This is a genomic window from Vibrio sp. 2033 (assembly GCF_033339735.1).
In genome coordinates this window covers 1-19,529 of record NZ_JAWOVC010000027.1, presented here as the reverse complement: position 1 = coordinate 19,529, position 19,529 = coordinate 1, and the positions used below count along the sequence as shown (strand labels likewise).

Sequence of the window (19,529 nt, the reverse complement as noted above, 5' to 3'; positions counted from 1 at the left end):
TCGGGGTTATAGTCTTACTCGCAGCAATCCAGCTACTAAGAGTGCTCCATGCATCTAATCCATGATAGTGTGCTGAATCCGTCAGCTTAATCCTTACGTCGCCTTCCTAGCGGTGTCCTTAGTGACCTTATCCTGGTCTGCTAACTATCCTCGTTAGCTCTCATCACTTGTTCCCTGAGCGGTGTCCCTGACATCATCCTGATGTTCAAATCCTTGCCTCGTCCAGAGGTGTCCATTTCCCGTCCTTAGTAGCAACCATCCTAGTCACTATTGATTCCGTTCAATGTCCAATTTTGCAATCCATGCCCGACTATTCATCCTGAATAACCGTTTCTTCTTCCTGAAGTTCACCAAGTCCGTGGTGTTTCCTGTTCCGTGTCAGCATCCTTCCGACAGGTTTAATATTACGTGTTTAACGATTTCCAACAACGGGCTAATCTCACATTTTTTTACACTCTTAGCGTTCAAAAAAGATACATAAGTATTAAATTCAATGGCTTATTATCTTTGTTGTACGGTTTTACCATTAAAAAAGAGAGGTTTGCTCAACCCTTTGTGAGAGATCTCGCACAAGGGGTCGAGCGAAAGACTCTTACTGCCCGATAGCGGCACCTTCACGCCTTGGATCGGCTGCGCCCTCAAGACCGTCTTTTGTTATACGTATCGCATGCAGTCCAGAGTTCAAATCACGAACATCAGTTTTAAAGCCCATCTTCTCCAGAGCAGGCTGTAAGCCCTCTGCGGCGGTACCTTGCTCAATATCTAAGGTGCCAAAACGGTTCAGCAATCGTGGCTGATTAATCGCGCTTTGGATGTCCATATCCCATTGCGTGTGGGCGATAATGGCTTGTGCGACGTAACCAATAATGCGGCTGCCACCCGGTGAGCCAATTGCCATGTAAGGCTTGTCATCCTTCATCATAATGGTTGGTGCCATAGATGAACGTGGGCGTTTGCCCGGTTCTAATCGGTTTGCGATTGGCACACCATCTTGATGCGTGCGGAAAGAGAAATCGGTCAGTTCGTTATTGAGCAAGAAGCCGCGTACCATCAAGCGTGAGCCAAAGGCGTTCTCGATGGTTGTTGTCATTGAAACCACATTGCCTTGCTTATCGACGATATTGAAATGGCTGGTGGAAGGCAGCTCGATCGATTGGTCCATGCTTAAGTTCATGGCGTGCGACCAAGGAGGATTACCGGCTTCAGCCTTACTCAAGGCTTTACCGACTTGAATGAGCTCAGCACGTTGTTTGAGATAATCTTTATCAAGCAAGCCTTCGGTTGGCATTGGCACATAATCTTGGTCAGCCATGTATTTACCACGATCCGCGAACGCAAGGCGCGATGCATCGGCGATCACTTGCCATGATTTCGCGCTTTCGGCTCCCCAACCTTTAAGATCGTATTGCTCGGTGATCGCGAGAATCTGTCCAACCGTCAATGCGCCAGAGCTAGGTGGTCCCATGCCGCAGATGTCATAGCTTTGGTAAGCCGCACAAACCGGTTCACGTTGCTTGATTTGGAACGCATCAAAGTCAGGTTGTGCCAATACGCCAGGATTGCCCGGTACATTTTGTACGGTCTTGATGATGTCTGTGGCGATATCGCCTTGATAGAAAGCTTTTGCCCCTTGCTCTGCAATTGCCGTCAGAGTTTGCGCGTATTCAGGGTTCTTCAACAACGTGCCTTCGGCTTTTGGTGAGCCGTCTGGATTGAAGAAGTAAGCCTTAGTCGCAGGGAAGCGTGATAGGCGCTTAGCATCTTTCTCAATCAGACTCGCGAGGCGAGGACTGACTTCGAAACCTTGCTCAGCCAAGGTAATCACGGGTTGGATTATCTTCTTCCATTCCAACTTGCCGTATTTCTGGTGCGTGTCCCACAGCAGTTTCACTGTACCAGGAGTGGCAACGGAACGCCCACCGACAACCGCATCGTAAAATTGCAGTGGTTGTCCTTTGTCATCTAGGAAGAGTTTCGGCGTTGCGGCGAGCGGTGCGGTTTCGCGTCCATCATACGTAGTCAGTTTTTGTTTCTCACTGTCCCAATACACTAAGAAGGCGCCACCACCAATGCCTGATGATTGCGGTTCTACCAAGCCCAGCATCAGCTGCACGGCAACCATAGCATCAATAGCATTACCACCTTGGGCAATAACATCCGCACCAGCTTGGGTTGCAATTGGGTTAGCAGCGGTAACCATATAATCTTTCGCTTTGATCAATTGTTTTTGCTCGAAGCCAGTGCTGTGCTCCGGCGCAACCGCATCTGCTGCTTGGTTAGCAAAGACTGAGGTAGATAAGATTAGTGGGGAAGTAAGAAAAAGACCCGTGGTCACGAGTCGGTTGAACGTCCAATGCATGATGACTCTCCATGTTGCCAGTTTTGTGCTTTGAGCTTGGCAGTTATGGAGAGTCACGTCGAGTCAGCAATCTTAGAAATGTCGATTGTGCTACGCTTTTAAATCAGTACTTTATCCGATAAAAGTATTGATAGTTTGGTATAGAATACTGCCGCCCACTAGAGTAAATACCACGCCGCATAGACCGTCGATGTAGATACCCGCTTGTTGCAATTTACGCTGTAAGCGCTGTGTCGACAGCATCCATGCAAGGCTAGAGAACCAGAATAGCGACAAGCCAAACAGGATGACCAGTGCAATACCTTTGCCAGTAATCGACATACCTGCTGGGACTAAACTCGACATCAAACTGACAAAGAACACCAGGGCTTTTGGGTTAAGAATGTTGGTCGCAAACCCTTTAGCAAACGCTTGACGCTTATTGCTGATCACTAGGTTATTTTGCTTCTTAGGTTGATCCGTCAGTGGGTTTTGGATCATCGAGATCACGGCACGCAATGCGCCAATTCCTAAGTAGAGCAGGTAACTACCACCGAGCAGTTGTACCACGGAATACAGCACTGGGTGCTGGTGGACGACAAAACTCACACCTGTCAGGCTGAACAAAGAGTGCAGCAAAATACCGACGGACAATCCCAACGCAATGTACAAGCCAGTTTGACGACCATGACGCGTCGCATTTTGTACGACCAGCGCAAAGTCCGGACCTGGACTCATTAGGGCAATAAAGTGAATGCTGGCGAGTGTCAGCAATATGGTGGATTCATTCATAACACATCTCAAATTTAACCAATGTGGCTATTGTCGTGGCAAGTCACCTGTGGCGCTTGTAAAAAACTGACAGCTTTCTCGGTAAATGAAATTAACGAGCCACTTGAGAAGGGGAAACGCCGTAGGTCTGTTTAAACGCTTTGCTGAAATGCGCTTGATCGTAGAAACCGATTTGATGAGCGACGTCGGTACCACATTGACCAGCTTGCAGTAACTTCATGCCTTGTTCAAGGCGCAGGCGTGCGAACCATGCATAAGGCGTCATGCCAGTTTGCGCTTTAAAGTGGCGCTGGAACTGAGTTGGGCTCAGTTGGCACAGCTCTGAAAGTGAATCCAAACGCACCGCTTGGTCAAGGTTAGCCATTAGATAATCTTTTAACGTCCCAAGCGATTGGTTTCCTAGCGGCACCACTTTTTGTCGCTCAAGCGATCCGTAGCGATCAAAAAGTTGGTTAAATCCTTCAAAAGGAAGGCAATCTTTGGTGAGTTGGCTGAGGTTTTCACGACGAAGCAGCCCGTGTAAGTTACTAAGTTGTGAAAATATCTGCGGATCCGAGATGATCAGTTCGTTGAAGTGTATTATTTGACCGTTTTGCTTAAGATCAGCCAGATCGCTCAATAGATGAGGTTCGATCGCAAACACATTTACTTCGTAGCCACTCTCGAGCTTAGATTGCCCGTCGTGCAGCTCATCCGGCGGCATAATCACAATTTGCCCGTGACCAACTTGGTGGCTGTTACCTTGGTATTGGAACTTCTGCGCACCATGCGTGATCAGGCCGAGATGAAAATCCAGATGGTAATGCCTTTGAAAAGCAAATTTCTGGTATTTCGCCTCTATTAGACTCAAGTTGTCATGGTCGGTTGCGTAGTACTGAATATGTTCCATTAAATAAAAAAGCTTGGTCACATTATGACCAAGCTTATCTGGCAATTTCTAACTTGTCTTGTAAAAAACGATCACTGTGGCTGAACGATTCGGCGTGAGCGACGGTTATTACGTAATCCATCAAAGCTAAACACGACTAGTGCTCCCCAAATAAAGACGAAAGTGATCGCTTTATCCATGGTAAAGGGTTCGCCATACATCAATACTGCAAGTAAAAACATTAAGCTTGGGCCTATATATTGGAAAAAGCCCAAAGTCGATAATTTGAGTCTTGTTGCTGCACCCGTAAAGCACAGCAGTGGCAGGGTTGTTATAACCCCAGCCGCGATCAACAAACTATTTAACGTAAGTGGATTCGTAAGCATATTTGAGGTTGGTGTATCGGCAATAAAAAGCAAATAAACAGCGGCCACTGGCAGTAGAAGTAATGTCTCGATAAACAAGCCAGTTTTTGCATCGACACTGACTTTCTTTCTTAATAAGCCATAAAAGCCGAAGCTCATTGCTAACGCCATCGCAACAACAGGTACGGAGCCAAATACAATCAGTTGAACGAGTACGCCACAACCTGCCAATACAACCGCGAACCACTGTAATTTACGCAGTCTCTCTCCCAAAAATACCATCCCGAGTAAGACGTTGATCAGTGGGTTAATGTAATAACCTAAGCTGGCGTCGAGCATATGATTCGAGTTTACCGCCCAAATGAAAATCAACCAATTGCCGCCAATTAACATGGAACTTGCGATCAGGTAAGCGATTTTCGTTTTGTCTTTCGCGATGTGGTAAGCCGAGCGCCAGTGACGGCCAAAATGGAGGAGTGCAGCAAGCAAAAAGAAAGACCATATCACTCGGTGGCTTAGAATTTCCAAAGGAGATACTTGTGCGATGGACTTAAAGTACATCGGCGCAATGCCCCACATGGTATACGCGCCAATCGCTAGCAAGATGCCTTGCCGCGCGCGTTGTTGTTCGTCTTCTGGTGTCATGAAGTGTCACCTAATTGTGTGTTTTATAGAGCAGAAAATCAGTATACGAGTCGTGATGCGAAACACCTAACAATTTGCGGTTTTATTCACCATGAAACCCCATTACAATGTGCCCTCACTTTGTGTGCCAGTGGTATGCATAAGCACCTCTTTTTTTAAGACCCAATCTGAGACTTTTCATGACCTCGACCTTGTTAGCCGAACAATCTGATTCGCCTGTAACGCCTCAACGTGTGTTGGAGGATGTGTTTGGTTACCAAGAGTTCCGTGATGGTCAGCAGTTGGTGATTGACGCTGCGGTAGAAGGTCGCGACAGCTTAGTTATCCTGCCTACTGGTGGCGGTAAGTCGCTGTGTTATCAAATTCCTGCTTTGGTTCGCTCTGGCATTACTTTGGTGATCTCTCCGCTTATCTCGCTGATGAAGGACCAAGTGGACCAGCTTAAAGCCAACGGTGTAGCGGCTGAGTGCATTAACTCGACCATGCCTCGTGAAGAGCTGCTCAGCGTGTATAACCGCATGCACACTGGTCATCTTAAGTTGGTGTACGTCTCGCCAGAACGCGTATTAATGCGTGACTTCATTGAACGTTTGGAAAACCTGCCGTTATCGATGATTGCCGTTGATGAAGCGCACTGTATTTCCCAGTGGGGACACGATTTTCGTCCAGAATATGCCGCGCTTGGTCAACTTAAGCAGCAGTTTTCCCATGTGCCATTTATGGCGCTGACGGCGACCGCAGATGACGCAACGCGCCGAGATATTCTTGAACGTCTGCAACTGAATAATCCAGAGGTTTACCTAGGCAGCTTCGACCGTCCCAACATTCGCTACAACTTAGTTGAGAAGCACAAGCCGGTTTCGCAAATCGTTCGTTATCTTGAAACCCAAAAGGGGAATTGCGGCATCATCTATTGTGGTAGCCGTAAGAAAGTTGAGATGGTGACCGAGAAGCTGTGCAACAACCACATTCGTGCTGCTGGTTATCACGCAGGTATGGACGCCGATGAGCGCGCTTACGTTCAAGAAGCTTTCCAACGGGATGACATCCAAATCGTAGTGGCGACCGTGGCATTCGGTATGGGCATCAACAAACCAAACGTGCGCTTTGTGGTTCACTTTGATATCCCGCGCAATATCGAATCCTACTACCAGGAAACGGGTCGTGCAGGGCGTGATGGTTTACCTGCAGAAGCGATGATGTTGTATGACCCAGCGGACATCAGTTGGCTGCGCCGTATGTTGGATGAGAAAGACGATGGTCCACAGAAGCAGGTGGAAACCCACAAACTGAATGCGATGAGTGCCTTTGCTGAGGCGCAGACTTGTCGTCGTCAGGTGCTATTGAATTACTTTGGTGAGTATCGTGAGAAGCCATGTGGCAACTGCGATATTTGCTTAGATCCACCGAAGCACTTTGATGCAACAGAAGAAGCACGTAAGGCGTTGTCTTGTGTGTACCGTGTTAATCAGAGCTTTGGTATGGGCTACGTGGTAGAAGTGTTACGTGGCATGCAAAACATTCGTGTACGTGAAAACGGGCACGATAAGATTTCTACCTACGCGATAGGGCGCGACCACAGCCACGATTACTGGGTGAGTATCTTCCGTCAGTTAATCCACAAAGGGCTGTTGTTTCAAAACATCACGCGTAACTCAACGCTGCAATTAACCGAAGAGGCACGTCCGCTTTTGCGTGGCGATGTGACCCTAGAGTTAGCGGTTCCACGTTTAGACACCGCAGCACGTGCGGCGAAGTCAGATAAACTGACCAGCAAGAACTACGACAAAAAGCTGTTTGCTAAGTTACGTAAGCTGCGTAAGTCGATTGCTGATGAAGATGGTTTGCCACCATACGTGGTCTTCAGTGACGCAACTTTGATTGATATGGCGGAAATTCTGCCAACGTCTTACGGCGAAATGCTGGCAGTCAGCGGTGTTGGTCAGCGCAAACTAGAGAAGTACGCCGATCCATTCCTTGATTTGATTCAAGAACACATTACTCACCACGGATAAGGAACCAAGATGCAAAAGGAATTTGGCTTAGCGGACTACATGCCACAAGAAGGGCGCTTAATCATTACCGCGCCGAGCTTTGACCTTGATAGCTTTCCTGCTTTAGGTGAGCGTTTAGTTAGTTTGCTTTCTGCTACTGTGGTGGAAAAGCAGTGGGATGCGGACATTCACTCTTGGCTGATCGACTTTGAAGGTTGCCGACTGTTTATGAAAGCAGAGCATTACAGCGAAGCGATTTGGTTTGAAGCGTTAGCGATTGAAGAGAGCAGGGAAGAGTTGGATTATCTCGCAGGATTGTTTCAACGCGGCTTCTAAAAATAGAACTTTTCTTGAAAGGGTGTTTCACATGAAACACCCTTTTTTATGCTCAAACGTTTGCGTAAAACAGACGACTTGCGGCGAAAAGTGGTTAATGTATAATCGCCCACCGCTTCGCTCAGAAAGAGCCAAGCCAGTTTATTTTTCATTTTACATTGTTGGTAAGAGCCACTTTATTCAGTGACTCGATTTGGGTTCCCTCACCCCCAAACCAAACTAAAAAGGTATCGCATGAGTAACTTTACCCCTGCGCAGCAGCGCAACGCCCTTATCTATCTGGTTCTATTCCACCTAGTCATTATTGCATCTAGCAATTACCTAGTTCAGCTACCGTTTACTATTTTCGGTTTCCATACCACTTGGGGCGCATTCACTTTCCCATTTATATTCCTAGCGACTGACTTAACGGTGCGTATTTTCGGTGCTCAGTTGGCGCGTAAGATCATCTTCTTAGTGATGTTGCCTGCTTTGGCAGTGTCTTACTTCTTATCGGTGGTGTTCTTCGAAGGTCAATTCCAAGGTTTTGGTCACCTAGGGGAATTTAACTTATTCGTTGCTCGTATCGCGATTGCTAGCTTCATGGCGTACCTACTTGGTCAGATCATGGATGTGCACGTGTTCAACCGCCTACGTCAAATGAAGCAATGGTGGGTGGCACCAACGTGTTCAACGCTTTTCGGTAATGCACTTGATACCATCGCTTTCTTCGCCATTGCGTTCTATCAAAGCCCAGATCCATTTATGGCAGAGCATTGGACGGAAATCGCGCTGGTGGATTACGGCTTCAAACTGATTATCAGTCTTGGTTTGTTCGTTCCGATGTACGGCGTATTACTGAATTACCTAATTAAGAAGCTGACTGCGGTGAACCCTGACTTTAAGGTGACGACAAGCGTTCAGTCTTAATATCAGTGGGAACCCCGAAAGCCGCTTGCTTAAATCAAGCGGCTTTTTTGTACCTGCTTACTGGGATTTAGAGGGTTTTGTACAGCGTGGGGAGCAATTAGATCATGGGTGTCCAAAAGCTCCCTGAGCTGTACGAAGGTAAAAATGAGCAGTAAAAAAGGTCCCGAGTGAGACCTTTTAATCGAAGGTACGGCACGTAGAGGAAGCTCGCTGGTGAAATGGCTAACAGAGCATCTTCTCAATCAAAATGGCTTTTTGCGCATCGAAGGCGCCAAGTTGCAGGCCGTTATCCCAGCTGATGCTTTGATTGAACATCGCCAACATCAAACCGACACTGCGTTGATTGGCGTCCTGCCAGCAATCAGACTCGCTGTACTCTCCATCATTTATCGCGTTGCCATTAACGAGAATGGGCTCGAAACGCCATTTTTCTCCGACACGGTAGTAGCCTTTGCTGGTTAAGGTCTGGTTGGATTGAATCGTTAGATTGTGCTCGATGCCCGGTTCACCTGTTAGTTCAAATACAAACCTTAGCTGGTGGTCGCCACATTGCAGATCAACGATCAGTTGGCCGTTTTCCTCAACCAGTGTCGATTGATAATAGTCTCCAAAGCAGTGCAGCAACCAAGATATAGGGTGACTGGCAGTTTCAAGAAACCACTCTTTGAGCGTGAAGGTGCCCGGTAGGTTAACTTGGGTGACTAGATTGACCACACAAGGTTGGGTTTGCGAAGTGAGCCACTTCTCTATCGTCTTGGCGGTATTAAGCTGAGCAAAGGCGTAATTAACCAATAGGTTGGCGTTCGGTTGCTGCCAGTGAGTGATGTCAGAATTCAATCCCACCAATGGCTTTTCACAGATAAGCTTGGTTGAACCTAACGTCTTTATGATCTCTGCATGAGTATGCGCAGGTGTCGCGATGGTCACGACATCAAGTAGTTTGAGTGCGCTGATGTTCGTTTCTGCCTTTGGGATTGCTTCTTCACTGCACGCTTGCTGAAGCGGTTCTATTTGGTTGGCGCATAACGTTGTGACCGATACACCATTGTTTCGATAGTGGGGAATGTGCGTGCGTCCCCAGTTGATTCCTATGATGCCGGCTTGCTGGATTTGCTCTGGCTTGGTGAAACGTTCACTCAATGGCGGCAAGGCAATTCGTTCATCTGTTAGACGTTGGTCATGGTGATAGTCATTGCTTGGCAGTACTTGCCATGGTTTGTTGTAATGCTGTTTGAGTGCACAAACGAGTTCGTAGAAATTCCACTTATCTTTTAAGTTGCTATCAAGGTGATATAAACCGGCTTCGTTCCGCTCAATAAGCTGCAAAAAGGCGAGTGCAGTATCGTCCATATGAGAAGTCGCAGGATACCAAGCCGTGCTAGCGGTAATAACGCCGTTCTCTTCATATTGGCGGTCGAGATGCGCCAACATGTTATTGCCTTCTGCTTGGTGATGGAGCTGCCAACCAATTCGAGCAACCATCGCATCTGGATTTGCTTGCCAGATTGCATCTTCACAACGAACTTTGTATTTGCCGTAATCATCTTGGGTGTTTCTTTCTTCAAAGATGCCATAAGGCCCGTTTTTTGTGGCATCAAATACCATTGCTGTGCTGACAAAGAGGTAAGGAATATTGTGGCGTTTGCATTGCTCACCAAGCCACGCTGCCCATGCTTCACTCCCCATCGCCATATGGCACACCGCATTGATGTGGTGTTGCTGCCAAAATTGTTCACTTTGCTCTGGATCATCTGGTGAGATTTGGTGGTGATTCCACTCCAATATGTTCCAGCCGCGTAGGTGAAACTGATGAGCGACTTTTGGGGCGAGGGTGCCAGTTAAGCCAGTCATTAAAACGGTTTTCATGATGGTGCATCTTGGTTGGCTAAATTGTGTTTATCAATAAAGCATGGCTGTTTTTCGATGTAGAGCGGAGAAGCTGAGATTTTTGCTGGGCAGCACGTTTTGTAGGGGAAGTAGATGCAAAAAAGCCCAAGCGAACGCCTGGGCTTAATACGTTATGACAGAAGTGGTCGATTATATTGCTACGACGCTTAACGGCCAGCCGATGTCTGTCTGACGGTTGGATTCAATTTCCAACTCAGCCGCAGTCAGTGGGTTTTTCTCTAGCCATTGCGCATCAATGTGTAACGTTAGATTGTCGCCTTCAACTGTTAGAGTCACATTTGGCTCTAGATCAGGATTGCGACGATGGCTGAGCAGAACCGCAAGACGCAACAGTCTCAATACTCGTTTGGCACTTGAGCCTGATAATGCATGCTGCTCAGGTAAAGAAGTGAGTTGTTCGCGATAGCGACGAGCCACTTCACCAATAAAGAACTTCTGCGCGCGCGTGTAACCAGGCAGATCCAAATTCTGCAGCAAGTAAGCACTATGCTCTCCGCCTTTTTTGAAATCGATAGTTAAGCCAATTTCATGCAGTTTTGCGGCGGTCTCGAGTAATATCTTGCCCTGAGGCTCTGTAATCCACTCATCGCCTCCAGCTTGCTGTAAAAGCGTGTGTGCCAGACTAGCGACTTGTTCACCGTATTGGTGATCGAGCTGATAACGATTTTGTACGCTAGCGATAGTGCGGGCACGAATGTCTTCTTGACGAAGCTCTTCAACCATCTCATACACTAAGCCTTCGCGTAGTGCGCCGCCAGCCAGTGTCATAGCATCGATTTCAAGCAATTCAAAAACGGCAATCAAAATAGAGAGGCCACTAGGGAACACTAATGCGCGCTCAAGTGTTAAGCCTTCAATATCGAGCTCTTCTAAATGGTCGGCCAACATGGCTTGCTTCTGTAGACGCTTGAGTTTGGAGTGAGTGATTACTTCGTCCATGCCTTGCGCCAGCATTATCTCTTGCAATGCCTGAACAGTGCCTGATGCACCAACACACACATCCCAACCAATTTCTGTATAACGTTCTAAAATCGGCTGGATGGTCTGTTTCGCTCCTTCAATTGCCGCGTCAAAGTTACGAGCATTCAATTGGCGATCTTTAAAGAAGTTTTCAAGCCAAGTCACGCAGCCCATTTTTAAGCTGGTCAGTGCTTTGGCTTCGAAACCTTCACCGATAATCAGTTCGGTACTTGCTCCACCGATATCGACTACAAGGCGACGACCACTACCGCCAGAGGTGTGAGCGACACCTTTATAGATAGTGGCAGCTTCTTCTTCACCAGTAATCACTTCGATAGGCTGGCCTAGAATTTGGTTAGCCTTTTCTAAAAACACATCTACATTGGTCGCGGTACGTAATGTTGCAGTACCGACGATGCGAATGTTTTGCTTAGGAATGTCCTGCAAGCGTTCCGCAAATAGACTTAAGCAGTCCCATCCTCGCTGCATAGCTTCCATACTAAGAGAATTATGTTCATCTAAGCCCGCTGCTAGACGAACTTTGCGCTTAATTTTAGCCATTGTTTGAACGCTGCCATCGATGTGACGCACAACGAGCATGTGAAAACTGTTCGACCCGAGGTCGATGGCGGCATATAGCGGTGATGATCCTGCTTGACTCATAAACGAACTCAGTTTCCTATTACGATTGTTTTGGTGCCGATTGACGCGGTTGGCGTGGACGACGTCCCTGCGGCTTACGGTTACCAGAACCAGAACGGGTACCGCCAGTATTCGTGCGGCGCTGTTGGTTGCGTGGTGCACGCATACGAATCGGAGCCGGTAGATCTTGAATCAGTGCCGACGAATCGTACTCTGAAACTGGGATTGTGTGCTCAATGTATTCTTCGATTGCTGGTAGGTTAACCGCGTACTCTTCACAAGCAAAACTGATCGAATGACCGCTCGCACCAGCGCGACCAGTACGGCCAATACGGTGAACATAATCTTCACAGTCGTCAGGAAGGTCGTAGTTGAAAACGTGCGTTACCTGAGGAATATGCAGGCCACGCGCTGCAACGTCAGTTGCAACTAAGATGTCGACATCACCTTTGGTGAATTGCTCAAGAATCTTCTCACGCTTCTTCTGCGGTACATCGCCAGTAAGAAGGCCTACACGGTGTCCATCGGCAGCCAAATGTCCCCAAACCGATTCACACTTATGCTTGGTATTGGCAAAAATGATAGCGCGATCTGGCCACTCTTCTTCAATTAGTGTTTGAAGCAGCGCCATTTTGTCTTCATTCGAAGGATAGAAAAGCTCTTCCTGGATACGGTGGCCAGTTTTTTGTTCTGGTTCGACAACGACATGCTCAGGAGTATTCATGTGTTCGAATGCCAGTTCTTGAACGCGGTAAGACAGCGTTGCTGAGAACAGCATGTTCAAACGCTCTTTTGGCTCAGGCATACGACGGAACAAGAAGCGAATGTCTTTAATAAAGCCAAGATCGAACATGCGGTCGGCTTCGTCCAGAACAACAGCTTGAATGTTGTTGAGGTTAAATACGCGCTGTTTGTAGAAATCGATGATACGGCCTGTTGTTCCGATCAGAATATCTACGCCGTCTTGCAGTTTCGCAAGTTGCTTGTCGTAGCTTTCACCACCGTAAGCTAGAGCGGTTTTTAGACCTGTGCTTTCAGTTAATGATTCTGCATCATTGTAAATCTGAATAGCGAGCTCACGTGTAGGCGCCATAATAATTGCGCGTGGCTGTGTAGGCTTACGACCTTCATGTTCCGGAGTCGTCAGAAGGTGGTTGAACGTAGCAGTAAGAAACGCGAGCGTTTTACCAGTACCCGTTTGGGCCTGGCCTGCGATGTCTTGGCCGGTGAGCAGGACCGGCAACGCCAAGGCTTGGATAGGGGTACAAAATTCGAACCCTTTTTTGTCCAATCCTTCAATAACTTGGGGCTTTAAGCCCAAATCGGCGAACTTTTGCTCTGTGATATGCGTCTTTTTCATGGCTATAGAATATCAGCTAAAGCTTGCAATACGAAAGTAAATACATTCCAATAGGGCATCTAATTACTGGTTATCATCCAACCAGTTTCGAAAAACACATTGGAGTGGAAGATGAGTGATAAGATTTTGCAGCTAACTGATGACGGTTTTGAAAACGATGTAATCAACGCTGCAGGCCCGGTTCTAGTGGATTTTTGGGCAGAATGGTGTGGTCCTTGTAAAATGATCGCTCCTATTTTGGACGAAATCGCAGACGAGTACGAAGGCAAACTCACTATCGGTAAACTAAACATCGACCATAACGCAGGTACACCACCTAAGTTTGGTATTCGCGGCATTCCAACGCTATTACTATTTAAAGATGGTAACGTAGCGGCAACGAAAGTAGGTGCTCTGTCTAAAACTCAACTAAAAGAGTTCCTAGACGCAAACTTATAATCACCAAGTGATTACAGATAAAACCGTGCAAAGTTACAATGCACGGTTTTGTTTTTCTAACTCTGGACTAGAATACTAATTAGTGCTAACTTATCGCGCGTTAATTGAACAAATTTCTCTTCTTGGTCGATCCTGAGACCAAATCCATCTTAACTAGAAAACAGATCTTATTTTGACTAAACAAGAATCCACCACCATGAACCTTACCGAACTGAAGAACAGACCTGTGTCTGACCTTGTAAAACTGGGCGAAAGCTTAGGATTAGAGAACCTAGCTCGCTTAAGAAAACAAGACATCATCTTCGCGATTTTAAAAGCGCACGCGAAAGGCGGCGAAGACATCTTTGGCGATGGGGTTCTGGAAATTCTGCAAGACGGCTTTGGTTTCCTACGCAGTGCAGATAGTTCATACCTTGCGGGTCCGGACGATATCTACGTATCACCAAGTCAGATTCGTCGCTTTAACCTACGTACTGGTGACTCTATCGCTGGTAAAATTCGTCCACCAAAAGACGGTGAACGTTACTTTGCCCTTCTAAAAGTCAATACCGTTAACGACGATAAACCAGACAACGCCCGTAACAAGATCCTATTTGAAAACCTTACCCCTCTACATGCGAATGAGCGCATGGTGATGGAGCGTGGTAACGGTTCAACAGAAGACATTACAGCACGTGTTTTAGACTTGGCATCGCCAATCGGTAAAGGTCAACGTGGTCTGATTGTTGCTCCGCCTAAAGCGGGTAAAACAATGCTTCTGCAAAACATCGCGCAAAGCATCGCGTACAACCACCCAGAGTGTGAGTTGATGGTTCTTCTTATCGACGAACGTCCAGAAGAAGTAACCGAGATGCAACGCCTAGTTAAAGGTGAAGTGGTTGCGTCGACTTTCGATGAGCCAGCATCTCGTCACGTACAAGTAGCGGAAATGGTGATCGAGAAAGCAAAACGTCTTGTTGAACATAAGAAAGACGTGGTTATCTTGCTTGACTCTATCACTCGTCTAGCTCGTGCTTACAACACCGTAGTGCCTTCATCAGGTAAAGTACTAACAGGTGGTGTGGATGCAAACGCATTACATCGTCCTAAGCGTTTCTTCGGTGCTGCACGTAACGTAGAAGAAGGCGGCAGCCTAACTATCATTGCAACGGCACTAGTAGATACTGGTTCTAAAATGGATGAAGTTATCTACGAAGAGTTCAAGGGTACAGGTAACATGGAACTGCACTTGAACCGTAAGATTGCTGAGAAGCGTGTATTCCCTGCGATTGACTTTAACCGCTCAGGTACACGTCGTGAAGAGCTACTGACGAAGACTGACGAACTACAGAAGATGTGGATTCTGCGTAAGATCGTTCACCCAATGGGCGAAATCGACGCAATGGAGTTCCTAATCGATAAGCTAGCGATGACGAAGACCAACGATGAGTTCTTCGATGCGATGCGTCGTCAATAGTCTCAGATAAGTTATTCTGCGAAAAGCCACCGTATATCGGTGGCTTTTTTATTGCTTTCTCCCGATAGAAGTATCAGAATGAAGGAAATGTTATCGGGAGGTTAACATGCAACAAGGAATGTTGTCGTCATTACTCCTGAGCTTGTCACTTATCACTCTACCTGCGACATTATCTGCCAAGGAAATGCATGAGTCTGTAGTAGAACAGTGGCTTCAGGATACTCAAATACAGACTAAAGTCTCTGAACTGCTTGATTACGCTGTCAGAGATGAAGTCGACTCGCTTAAATTTGCCCTTGATCGACTTGCTTTGCCTCAACAAGAGGTGGTGCGCTTTCAATTGTTGGAAAAGCTTGAAAAGCAAGATGTGATTCTCACGCCTCGAATGGCTCTGTTTGTTGAGTCCCAGATCCGTATGACCCCGACTTATCAAGTGTTAGAGCGAGGTGATGGGTATGAATTTAGTGTACCCGCTTTTAACTTTCCCGTTATTGCGAGTCGCTTGATTAAGCGTTGGAAACAAGACCAAAGTACCTTGGACTTTGTCTTACAAGCTGAACGAAGAGAGCTTAACTTAAAGCAATGGCTTACAGGGCCATCTCAACAAGCTCAAGCGCGTGAAGCGCTTTTGATTCGAGAGTTAGACAGTTTATCACCCAACGCGCTTGCTGCATTAACGGCCCAGTTAACCAAAGCAAATGTGACCAGTTGGTTACCCTCGACGGCCGTGATAGTCAGGTTGGCACAAGTTAGTCAGGATGAGGAAGTGTACAACTTACTCTGGCGGATGAAAGCCGATTACAACAGCCAGTCCGAGCTTGAGCGTTTAGCTGCGGTTGGAGACGTTTTTTCCATTCAGCAATTGATGAATGCCACAGTTAACCCATCACTCAAGCCAGAAGCTATTAGTCTACTTACAAAATCTAACCCTCTATCTCCGCAAGTAAAGCAGTTTCTAGTTAGAAAAATGGCGTTATCAGAAGAAGCAACCATGGTTGCTCGAGAGCTTGCTCAACAAGGGCATCAAACCTGGTTGGAAGAGTTAGTATCTTCGAACCATCAGATAAAGACTCGGCAGATTGAACAAGTATTAAAGTAATCTGGCTCACATACCCACACAAAATAGGAGGATCTTAGCGTCCTCCTATTTGTTATACTGCGGACAGTTTAATCAGCCAGCATGAAGGCCTATGAGTTTTAAGGATTTACGCGAATTTATCGACCACCTAGAACAGAAAGGTCGACTTAAACGCATCACTCACCCTGTCGATCCCGCTTATGAAATGACAGAAATCAGCGACCGCACCTTGCGTGCTGGTGGACCTGCGCTGTTGTTTGAGAACCCAATCGGCTACGACGTACCTGTTTTGACTAACCTGTTTGGTACACCAGAGCGTGTCGCAATCGGTATGGGACGTGAAGATGTTAAAGAATTAAGAGAAGTCGGTAAGCTGCTGGCTTATTTAAAAGAACCTGAGCCACCAAAAGGCTTCAAAGACGCTTTAGAAAAACTGCCAGTGTTCAAACAAGTATTGAATATGCCGGCTAAGCGTTTACGTAAAGCACCATGCCAAGACATTGTTTGGCAAGGTGATGAAGTCGACTTGGATAAAATTCCGGTAATGAGCTGCTGGGCAGAAGATGTAGCGCCGCTGCTTACTTGGGGCTTAACCGTAACCAAAGGTCCAAATAAGAAACGTCAGAACCTAGGCATTTACCGTCAGCAGAAAATTGCCAAGAACAAAATCATCATGCGTTGGTTAGCCCATCGTGGTGGTGCGCTTGATCTGCGCGATTGGATGGAAACCAACCCAGGTAAACCTTTCCCAGTTTCGGTCGCGTTTGGTGCAGACCCAGCAACCATTCTTGGCGCAGTAACACCAGTGCCAGATACGCTATCGGAATACGCATTTGCAGGTTTGCTACGTGGAAGCAAAACGGAAGTCGTGAAGTCAGTCAGCAACGATTTGGAAGTGCCAGCGAGCGCGGAAATCGTGATGGAAGGCTATATCGACCCGAACGAGTTTGCTGATGAAGGTCCTTACGGTGACCACACTGGCTACTATAACGAAAAAGAAAAGCACCACGTATTTACTATTACGCACATTACTATGCGTAAAGACCCTATTTATCACAGCACCTACACAGGTCGTCCGCCAGATGAACCAGCTGTATTGGGTGTGGCATTAAACGAAGTGTTTGTGCCTATTCTGCAAAAGCAATTCCCAGAGATTGAAGACTTCTATCTTCCGCCAGAAGGTTGTTCGTACCGAATGGCCGTCGTCACCATGAAGAAGCAGTACCCAGGACATGCCAAGCGCGTAATGATGGGCGTGTGGTCTTTCTTACGTCAATTCATGTATACCAAGTTTGTTATTGTGTGCGATGAATCGGTAAACGCACGAGATTGGAATGATGTCGTGAAAGCCATGTCAGAGCATATGGATCCTGTACGTGATACCTTGATGATAGATAACACGCCAATCGACTCGCTCGACTTTGCTTCACCAGTGGTTGGGCTTGGCTCCAAAATGGGCTTGGATGCGACCATTAAATGGGATGCCGAGCTGGCGACGCGAACCGAGGTTACTGAGCGAGACAGCAAAGCGATTACCGAAGCAGAACTAAATGAGTTGAAACAGCAACGCCCTGAGATTGTTGACGTCTATCTTCCAGTTACAGCAAACAACCAATTTGCTGTCGTGACTATGAAGAAAGACCAAGCTGGTCAATCCCAAGAATTGATGGAACATCTATGGGGCTTCTTTGCTCAGTACACGGATAACAAATTCATCATTTTGTGCGACGATGACGTTAATGCACGAGATTGGAATGACATCATTTGGGCGGTGACAACTCGAATGGACCCAGATAGAGACACGATTCAAGTGCTTGGTAAGACTGAGAGTTCATCCAAATTAGGACTGGATGCGACCAACAAGTTCGAATCTGAAGTCACGCGCGAGTGGGGTACGCCTATCAAAAAAGATCCTAAACTTGTGGCTAAAGTCGATGAGATTTGGGACCAGTTAGGTATTCTATGAGTCATCAAGTCCACCTTCTACCAATGGACGTTACATTCCAAGTAAAAGAAGGGGAGACGGTGTTGGAAGCTGCGCTCAACAACAATATTCGCTTCCCACACCGTTGCCAAGTTGGCGCTTGCGCCATGTGCATGTGTAAAAAGCTAACGGGCGAGGTGAGCTATCACCTCGAACCTATGCTAACCGAAAAAGAGCAACAGCAAGGTTGGATATTCCCTTGCCAAGCCTATACAGAAAGTAATTTAGTGCTTACTTTTGACGAGTAAGCGAGAGGAACACCATGACCATCCAATGTAAAGTAAAGTCTATTCAGCCGTTAGCTTGTAATACTTACCAAATCCTTCTTCATCCAGAATCACCAGTGCCTTTTAAAGCGGGTCAGTACCTAATGGTGGTGATGGGTGAAAAAGACAAACGTCCTTTCTCTATCGCAAGCAGCCCTTGTCGTCATGAAGGTGAACTTGAACTGCACATCGGTGCTGCGGAACACAACGCTTATGCACAAGAAGTTGTCGAAGCAATGCAAGCGGCGCTTGAAACTGATGGTCAGATTGAAATTGATGCGCCACATGGCGATGCTTGGGTTCAAGAAGAAAGCGAACGCCCATTATTATTAATTGCTGGTGGTACAGGCTTCAGTTACGTTCGCTCGATTCTGGATCACTGCGTAGCGCAGAATAAAACCAATCCTATCTATTTATATTGGGGCGCGCGCGATAACTGCCAGCTTTATGCTAAAGACGAACTGGTCGAGATTGCCGACAAGTTTGCCAATGTTCATTTTGTGCCAGTAGTAGAAGAAGCTCCTGCAGACTGGCAAGGTAAAGTTGGTAACGTGCTACAAGCTGTAGCTGAAGATTTCGAAAGCTTAGAAAACTACGATATCTATATTGCAGGTCGTTTTGAAATGGCTGGCGCAGCACGTGAACAGTTCACTCAGAACAAGAAAGCGAAGAGCGAACGTATGTTCGCAGACGCGTACGCATTCATTTAAATACGGCTTTTGATACAGAAAAAGAGGGTTTTTTACCCTCTTTTGTGCTTTTTTGATGAAATAGTCATCGAACAGTCAGTTTTTTCCATTTTTTTTCAAAAAAGGGTTGCGAACGGATCTGAGTTCCCTATAATGCGCATCCACCGACACGGCAGACGCGATAAGGCTTCAGCAGGGTCGGAGAGGTGAAAGCTTCTACGAAAAATAAAATTGAAAAAGTGTTTGACACTGTCAATTAAATCGCTAGAATGCACCTCCGCTTTGAGAGAAAAACTTATCGCAAAGCAAGCTCTTTAACAATATAGACCTATCAATCTGTGTGGGCACTCGTTGATGATAATCCAATTCGATACTTCGGTATCAAATTAGGTTTCAATGAAACGAAGTGACCATTGAATCGAAAGATTCAGCACAGTCAATTCAAACATTACTTTATGTAATGTTCAGTATTCATTGAGCCGAACAAAATCTTAAATTGAA

General features: G+C 46.6%; 16 protein-coding genes. 9 read left to right on the top strand and 7 right to left on the bottom strand.

Features of this window, described 5'->3' with window-relative positions; all coding sequences use genetic code 11:
• Positions 1-592: 592 nt before the first annotated feature.
• The 4 genes from ggt to rarD all read right to left on the bottom strand — a co-directional run bounded on the left by ggt (position 593) and on the right by rarD (position 5,008).
• A complete protein-coding gene (gene ggt, locus R7P74_RS22140; protein WP_053350786.1) occupies positions 593-2,359 on the bottom strand; it encodes a gamma-glutamyltransferase in 1,767 nt (588 codons plus the stop codon).
• Positions 2,360-2,470: 111 nt separating this feature from the next.
• A complete protein-coding gene (locus R7P74_RS22135; protein WP_005378776.1) occupies positions 2,471-3,130 on the bottom strand; it encodes a LysE family translocator in 660 nt (219 codons plus the stop codon).
• 91 nt (positions 3,131-3,221) lie between these two features.
• Entirely contained in the window at positions 3,222-4,019 is a 798-nt protein-coding gene (locus tag R7P74_RS22130; protein ID WP_005382915.1) for an AraC family transcriptional regulator, read from the bottom strand.
• Positions 4,020-4,090: 71 nt separating this feature from the next.
• Positions 4,091-5,008 carry an EamA family transporter RarD gene (gene rarD, locus R7P74_RS22125; RefSeq protein WP_005378774.1) on the bottom strand — a complete coding sequence of 306 codons (918 nt, stop codon included), beginning with the start codon at positions 5,006-5,008 and terminating at the stop codon, positions 4,091-4,093.
• Between the two features lie 179 nt (positions 5,009-5,187).
• Between rarD and recQ the strand changes: the two genes are divergently transcribed.
• The 3 genes from recQ to R7P74_RS22110 all read left to right on the top strand — a co-directional run bounded on the left by recQ (position 5,188) and on the right by R7P74_RS22110 (position 8,247).
• Positions 5,188-7,023 carry an ATP-dependent DNA helicase RecQ gene (gene recQ, locus R7P74_RS22120; protein ID WP_005451195.1) on the top strand — a complete coding sequence of 612 codons (1,836 nt, stop codon included), beginning with the start codon at positions 5,188-5,190 and terminating at the stop codon, positions 7,021-7,023.
• Between the two features lie 9 nt (positions 7,024-7,032).
• Complete coding sequence (locus tag R7P74_RS22115) at positions 7,033-7,338, top strand: DUF3630 family protein (RefSeq protein WP_167415541.1); 306 nt, start codon at positions 7,033-7,035, stop codon at positions 7,336-7,338.
• 234 nt (positions 7,339-7,572) lie between these two features.
• Positions 7,573-8,247, top strand: a complete 675-nt coding sequence (locus tag R7P74_RS22110; RefSeq protein ID WP_005378770.1) for a 7-cyano-7-deazaguanine/7-aminomethyl-7-deazaguanine transporter — start codon at positions 7,573-7,575, stop codon at positions 8,245-8,247.
• A 222-nt stretch (positions 8,248-8,469) separates the two neighbouring features.
• On the opposite strand, the gene R7P74_RS22105 is transcribed toward R7P74_RS22110, so the two are convergent.
• From R7P74_RS22105 to rhlB, 3 genes are all read right to left on the bottom strand, one after another.
• On the bottom strand, positions 8,470-10,113 hold the full coding sequence (locus tag R7P74_RS22105; RefSeq protein WP_318123188.1) for a sugar nucleotide-binding protein: 1,644 nt from the start codon (positions 10,111-10,113) through the stop codon (positions 8,470-8,472).
• Between the two features lie 171 nt (positions 10,114-10,284).
• The gene (gene gppA / locus R7P74_RS22100; protein WP_054577299.1) at positions 10,285-11,778 is read right to left on the bottom strand and encodes a guanosine-5'-triphosphate,3'-diphosphate diphosphatase; all 1,494 of its coding nucleotides are present in this window, start codon (positions 11,776-11,778) and stop codon (positions 10,285-10,287) included.
• A 19-nt stretch (positions 11,779-11,797) separates the two neighbouring features.
• Entirely contained in the window at positions 11,798-13,117 is a 1,320-nt protein-coding gene (gene rhlB, locus R7P74_RS22095; RefSeq protein WP_005378764.1) for an ATP-dependent RNA helicase RhlB, read from the bottom strand.
• Between the two features lie 111 nt (positions 13,118-13,228).
• On the opposite strand from rhlB, the gene trxA reads away from it, so the two are divergent.
• The 6 genes from trxA (at position 13,229) to fre (ending at position 19,049) form a co-directional block, all read left to right on the top strand.
• Positions 13,229-13,555 (top strand): thioredoxin TrxA, encoded by a 327-nt coding sequence (gene trxA, locus R7P74_RS22090; RefSeq protein WP_004745500.1) that lies wholly within the window; start codon positions 13,229-13,231, stop codon positions 13,553-13,555.
• A 196-nt stretch (positions 13,556-13,751) separates the two neighbouring features.
• Positions 13,752-15,011, top strand: coding sequence for a transcription termination factor Rho (gene rho / locus R7P74_RS22085; protein ID WP_005378757.1), 1,260 nt, complete (start codon positions 13,752-13,754; stop codon positions 15,009-15,011).
• A gap of 106 nt (positions 15,012-15,117) precedes the next feature.
• On the top strand, positions 15,118-16,110 hold the full coding sequence (locus R7P74_RS22080) for a hypothetical protein (RefSeq protein ID WP_005378756.1): 993 nt from the start codon (positions 15,118-15,120) through the stop codon (positions 16,108-16,110).
• A 91-nt stretch (positions 16,111-16,201) separates the two neighbouring features.
• Positions 16,202-18,055, top strand: coding sequence for a 4-hydroxy-3-polyprenylbenzoate decarboxylase (ubiD, locus tag R7P74_RS22075; RefSeq protein WP_033907314.1), 1,854 nt, complete (start codon positions 16,202-16,204; stop codon positions 18,053-18,055).
• Positions 18,052-18,321, top strand: a complete 270-nt coding sequence (locus tag R7P74_RS22070) for a 2Fe-2S iron-sulfur cluster-binding protein (protein ID WP_009696789.1) — start codon at positions 18,052-18,054, stop codon at positions 18,319-18,321. The genes ubiD and R7P74_RS22070 overlap by 4 nt, the downstream gene beginning before the upstream one ends.
• Positions 18,322-18,335: 14 nt before the next feature.
• Entirely contained in the window at positions 18,336-19,049 is a 714-nt protein-coding gene (gene fre, locus R7P74_RS22065) for an NAD(P)H-flavin reductase (RefSeq protein ID WP_005382872.1), read from the top strand.
• Positions 19,050-19,529 lie beyond the last annotated feature (480 nt).

Bases quoted from the DNA above. Each gene is read 5' to 3' on its own strand.
- R7P74_RS22105 (WP_318123188.1), bottom strand. From the start codon at position 10,113: ATGAAAACCGTTTTAATGACTGGCTTAACTGGCACCCTCGCCCCAAAA.
- fre (WP_005382872.1), top strand. From the start codon at position 18,336: ATGACCATCCAATGTAAAGTAAAGTCTATTCAGCCGTTAGCTTGTAAT.
- R7P74_RS22110 (WP_005378770.1), top strand. From the start codon at position 7,573: ATGAGTAACTTTACCCCTGCGCAGCAGCGCAACGCCCTTATCTATCTG.
- ubiD (WP_033907314.1), top strand. From the start codon at position 16,202: ATGAGTTTTAAGGATTTACGCGAATTTATCGACCACCTAGAACAGAAA.
- rho (WP_005378757.1), top strand. From the start codon at position 13,752: ATGAACCTTACCGAACTGAAGAACAGACCTGTGTCTGACCTTGTAAAA.
- gppA (WP_054577299.1), bottom strand. From the start codon at position 11,778: ATGAGTCAAGCAGGATCATCACCGCTATATGCCGCCATCGACCTCGGG.
- R7P74_RS22080 (WP_005378756.1), top strand. From the start codon at position 15,118: ATGCAACAAGGAATGTTGTCGTCATTACTCCTGAGCTTGTCACTTATC.
- recQ (WP_005451195.1), top strand. From the start codon at position 5,188: ATGACCTCGACCTTGTTAGCCGAACAATCTGATTCGCCTGTAACGCCT.
- rarD (WP_005378774.1), bottom strand. From the start codon at position 5,008: ATGACACCAGAAGACGAACAACAACGCGCGCGGCAAGGCATCTTGCTA.
- rhlB (WP_005378764.1), bottom strand. From the start codon at position 13,117: ATGAAAAAGACGCATATCACAGAGCAAAAGTTCGCCGATTTGGGCTTA.
- R7P74_RS22115 (WP_167415541.1), top strand. From the start codon at position 7,033: ATGCAAAAGGAATTTGGCTTAGCGGACTACATGCCACAAGAAGGGCGC.
- R7P74_RS22130 (WP_005382915.1), bottom strand. From the start codon at position 4,019: ATGGAACATATTCAGTACTACGCAACCGACCATGACAACTTGAGTCTA.
- R7P74_RS22070 (WP_009696789.1), top strand. From the start codon at position 18,052: ATGAGTCATCAAGTCCACCTTCTACCAATGGACGTTACATTCCAAGTA.
- R7P74_RS22135 (WP_005378776.1), bottom strand. From the start codon at position 3,130: ATGAATGAATCCACCATATTGCTGACACTCGCCAGCATTCACTTTATT.
- ggt (WP_053350786.1), bottom strand. From the start codon at position 2,359: ATGCATTGGACGTTCAACCGACTCGTGACCACGGGTCTTTTTCTTACT.
- trxA (WP_004745500.1), top strand. From the start codon at position 13,229: ATGAGTGATAAGATTTTGCAGCTAACTGATGACGGTTTTGAAAACGAT.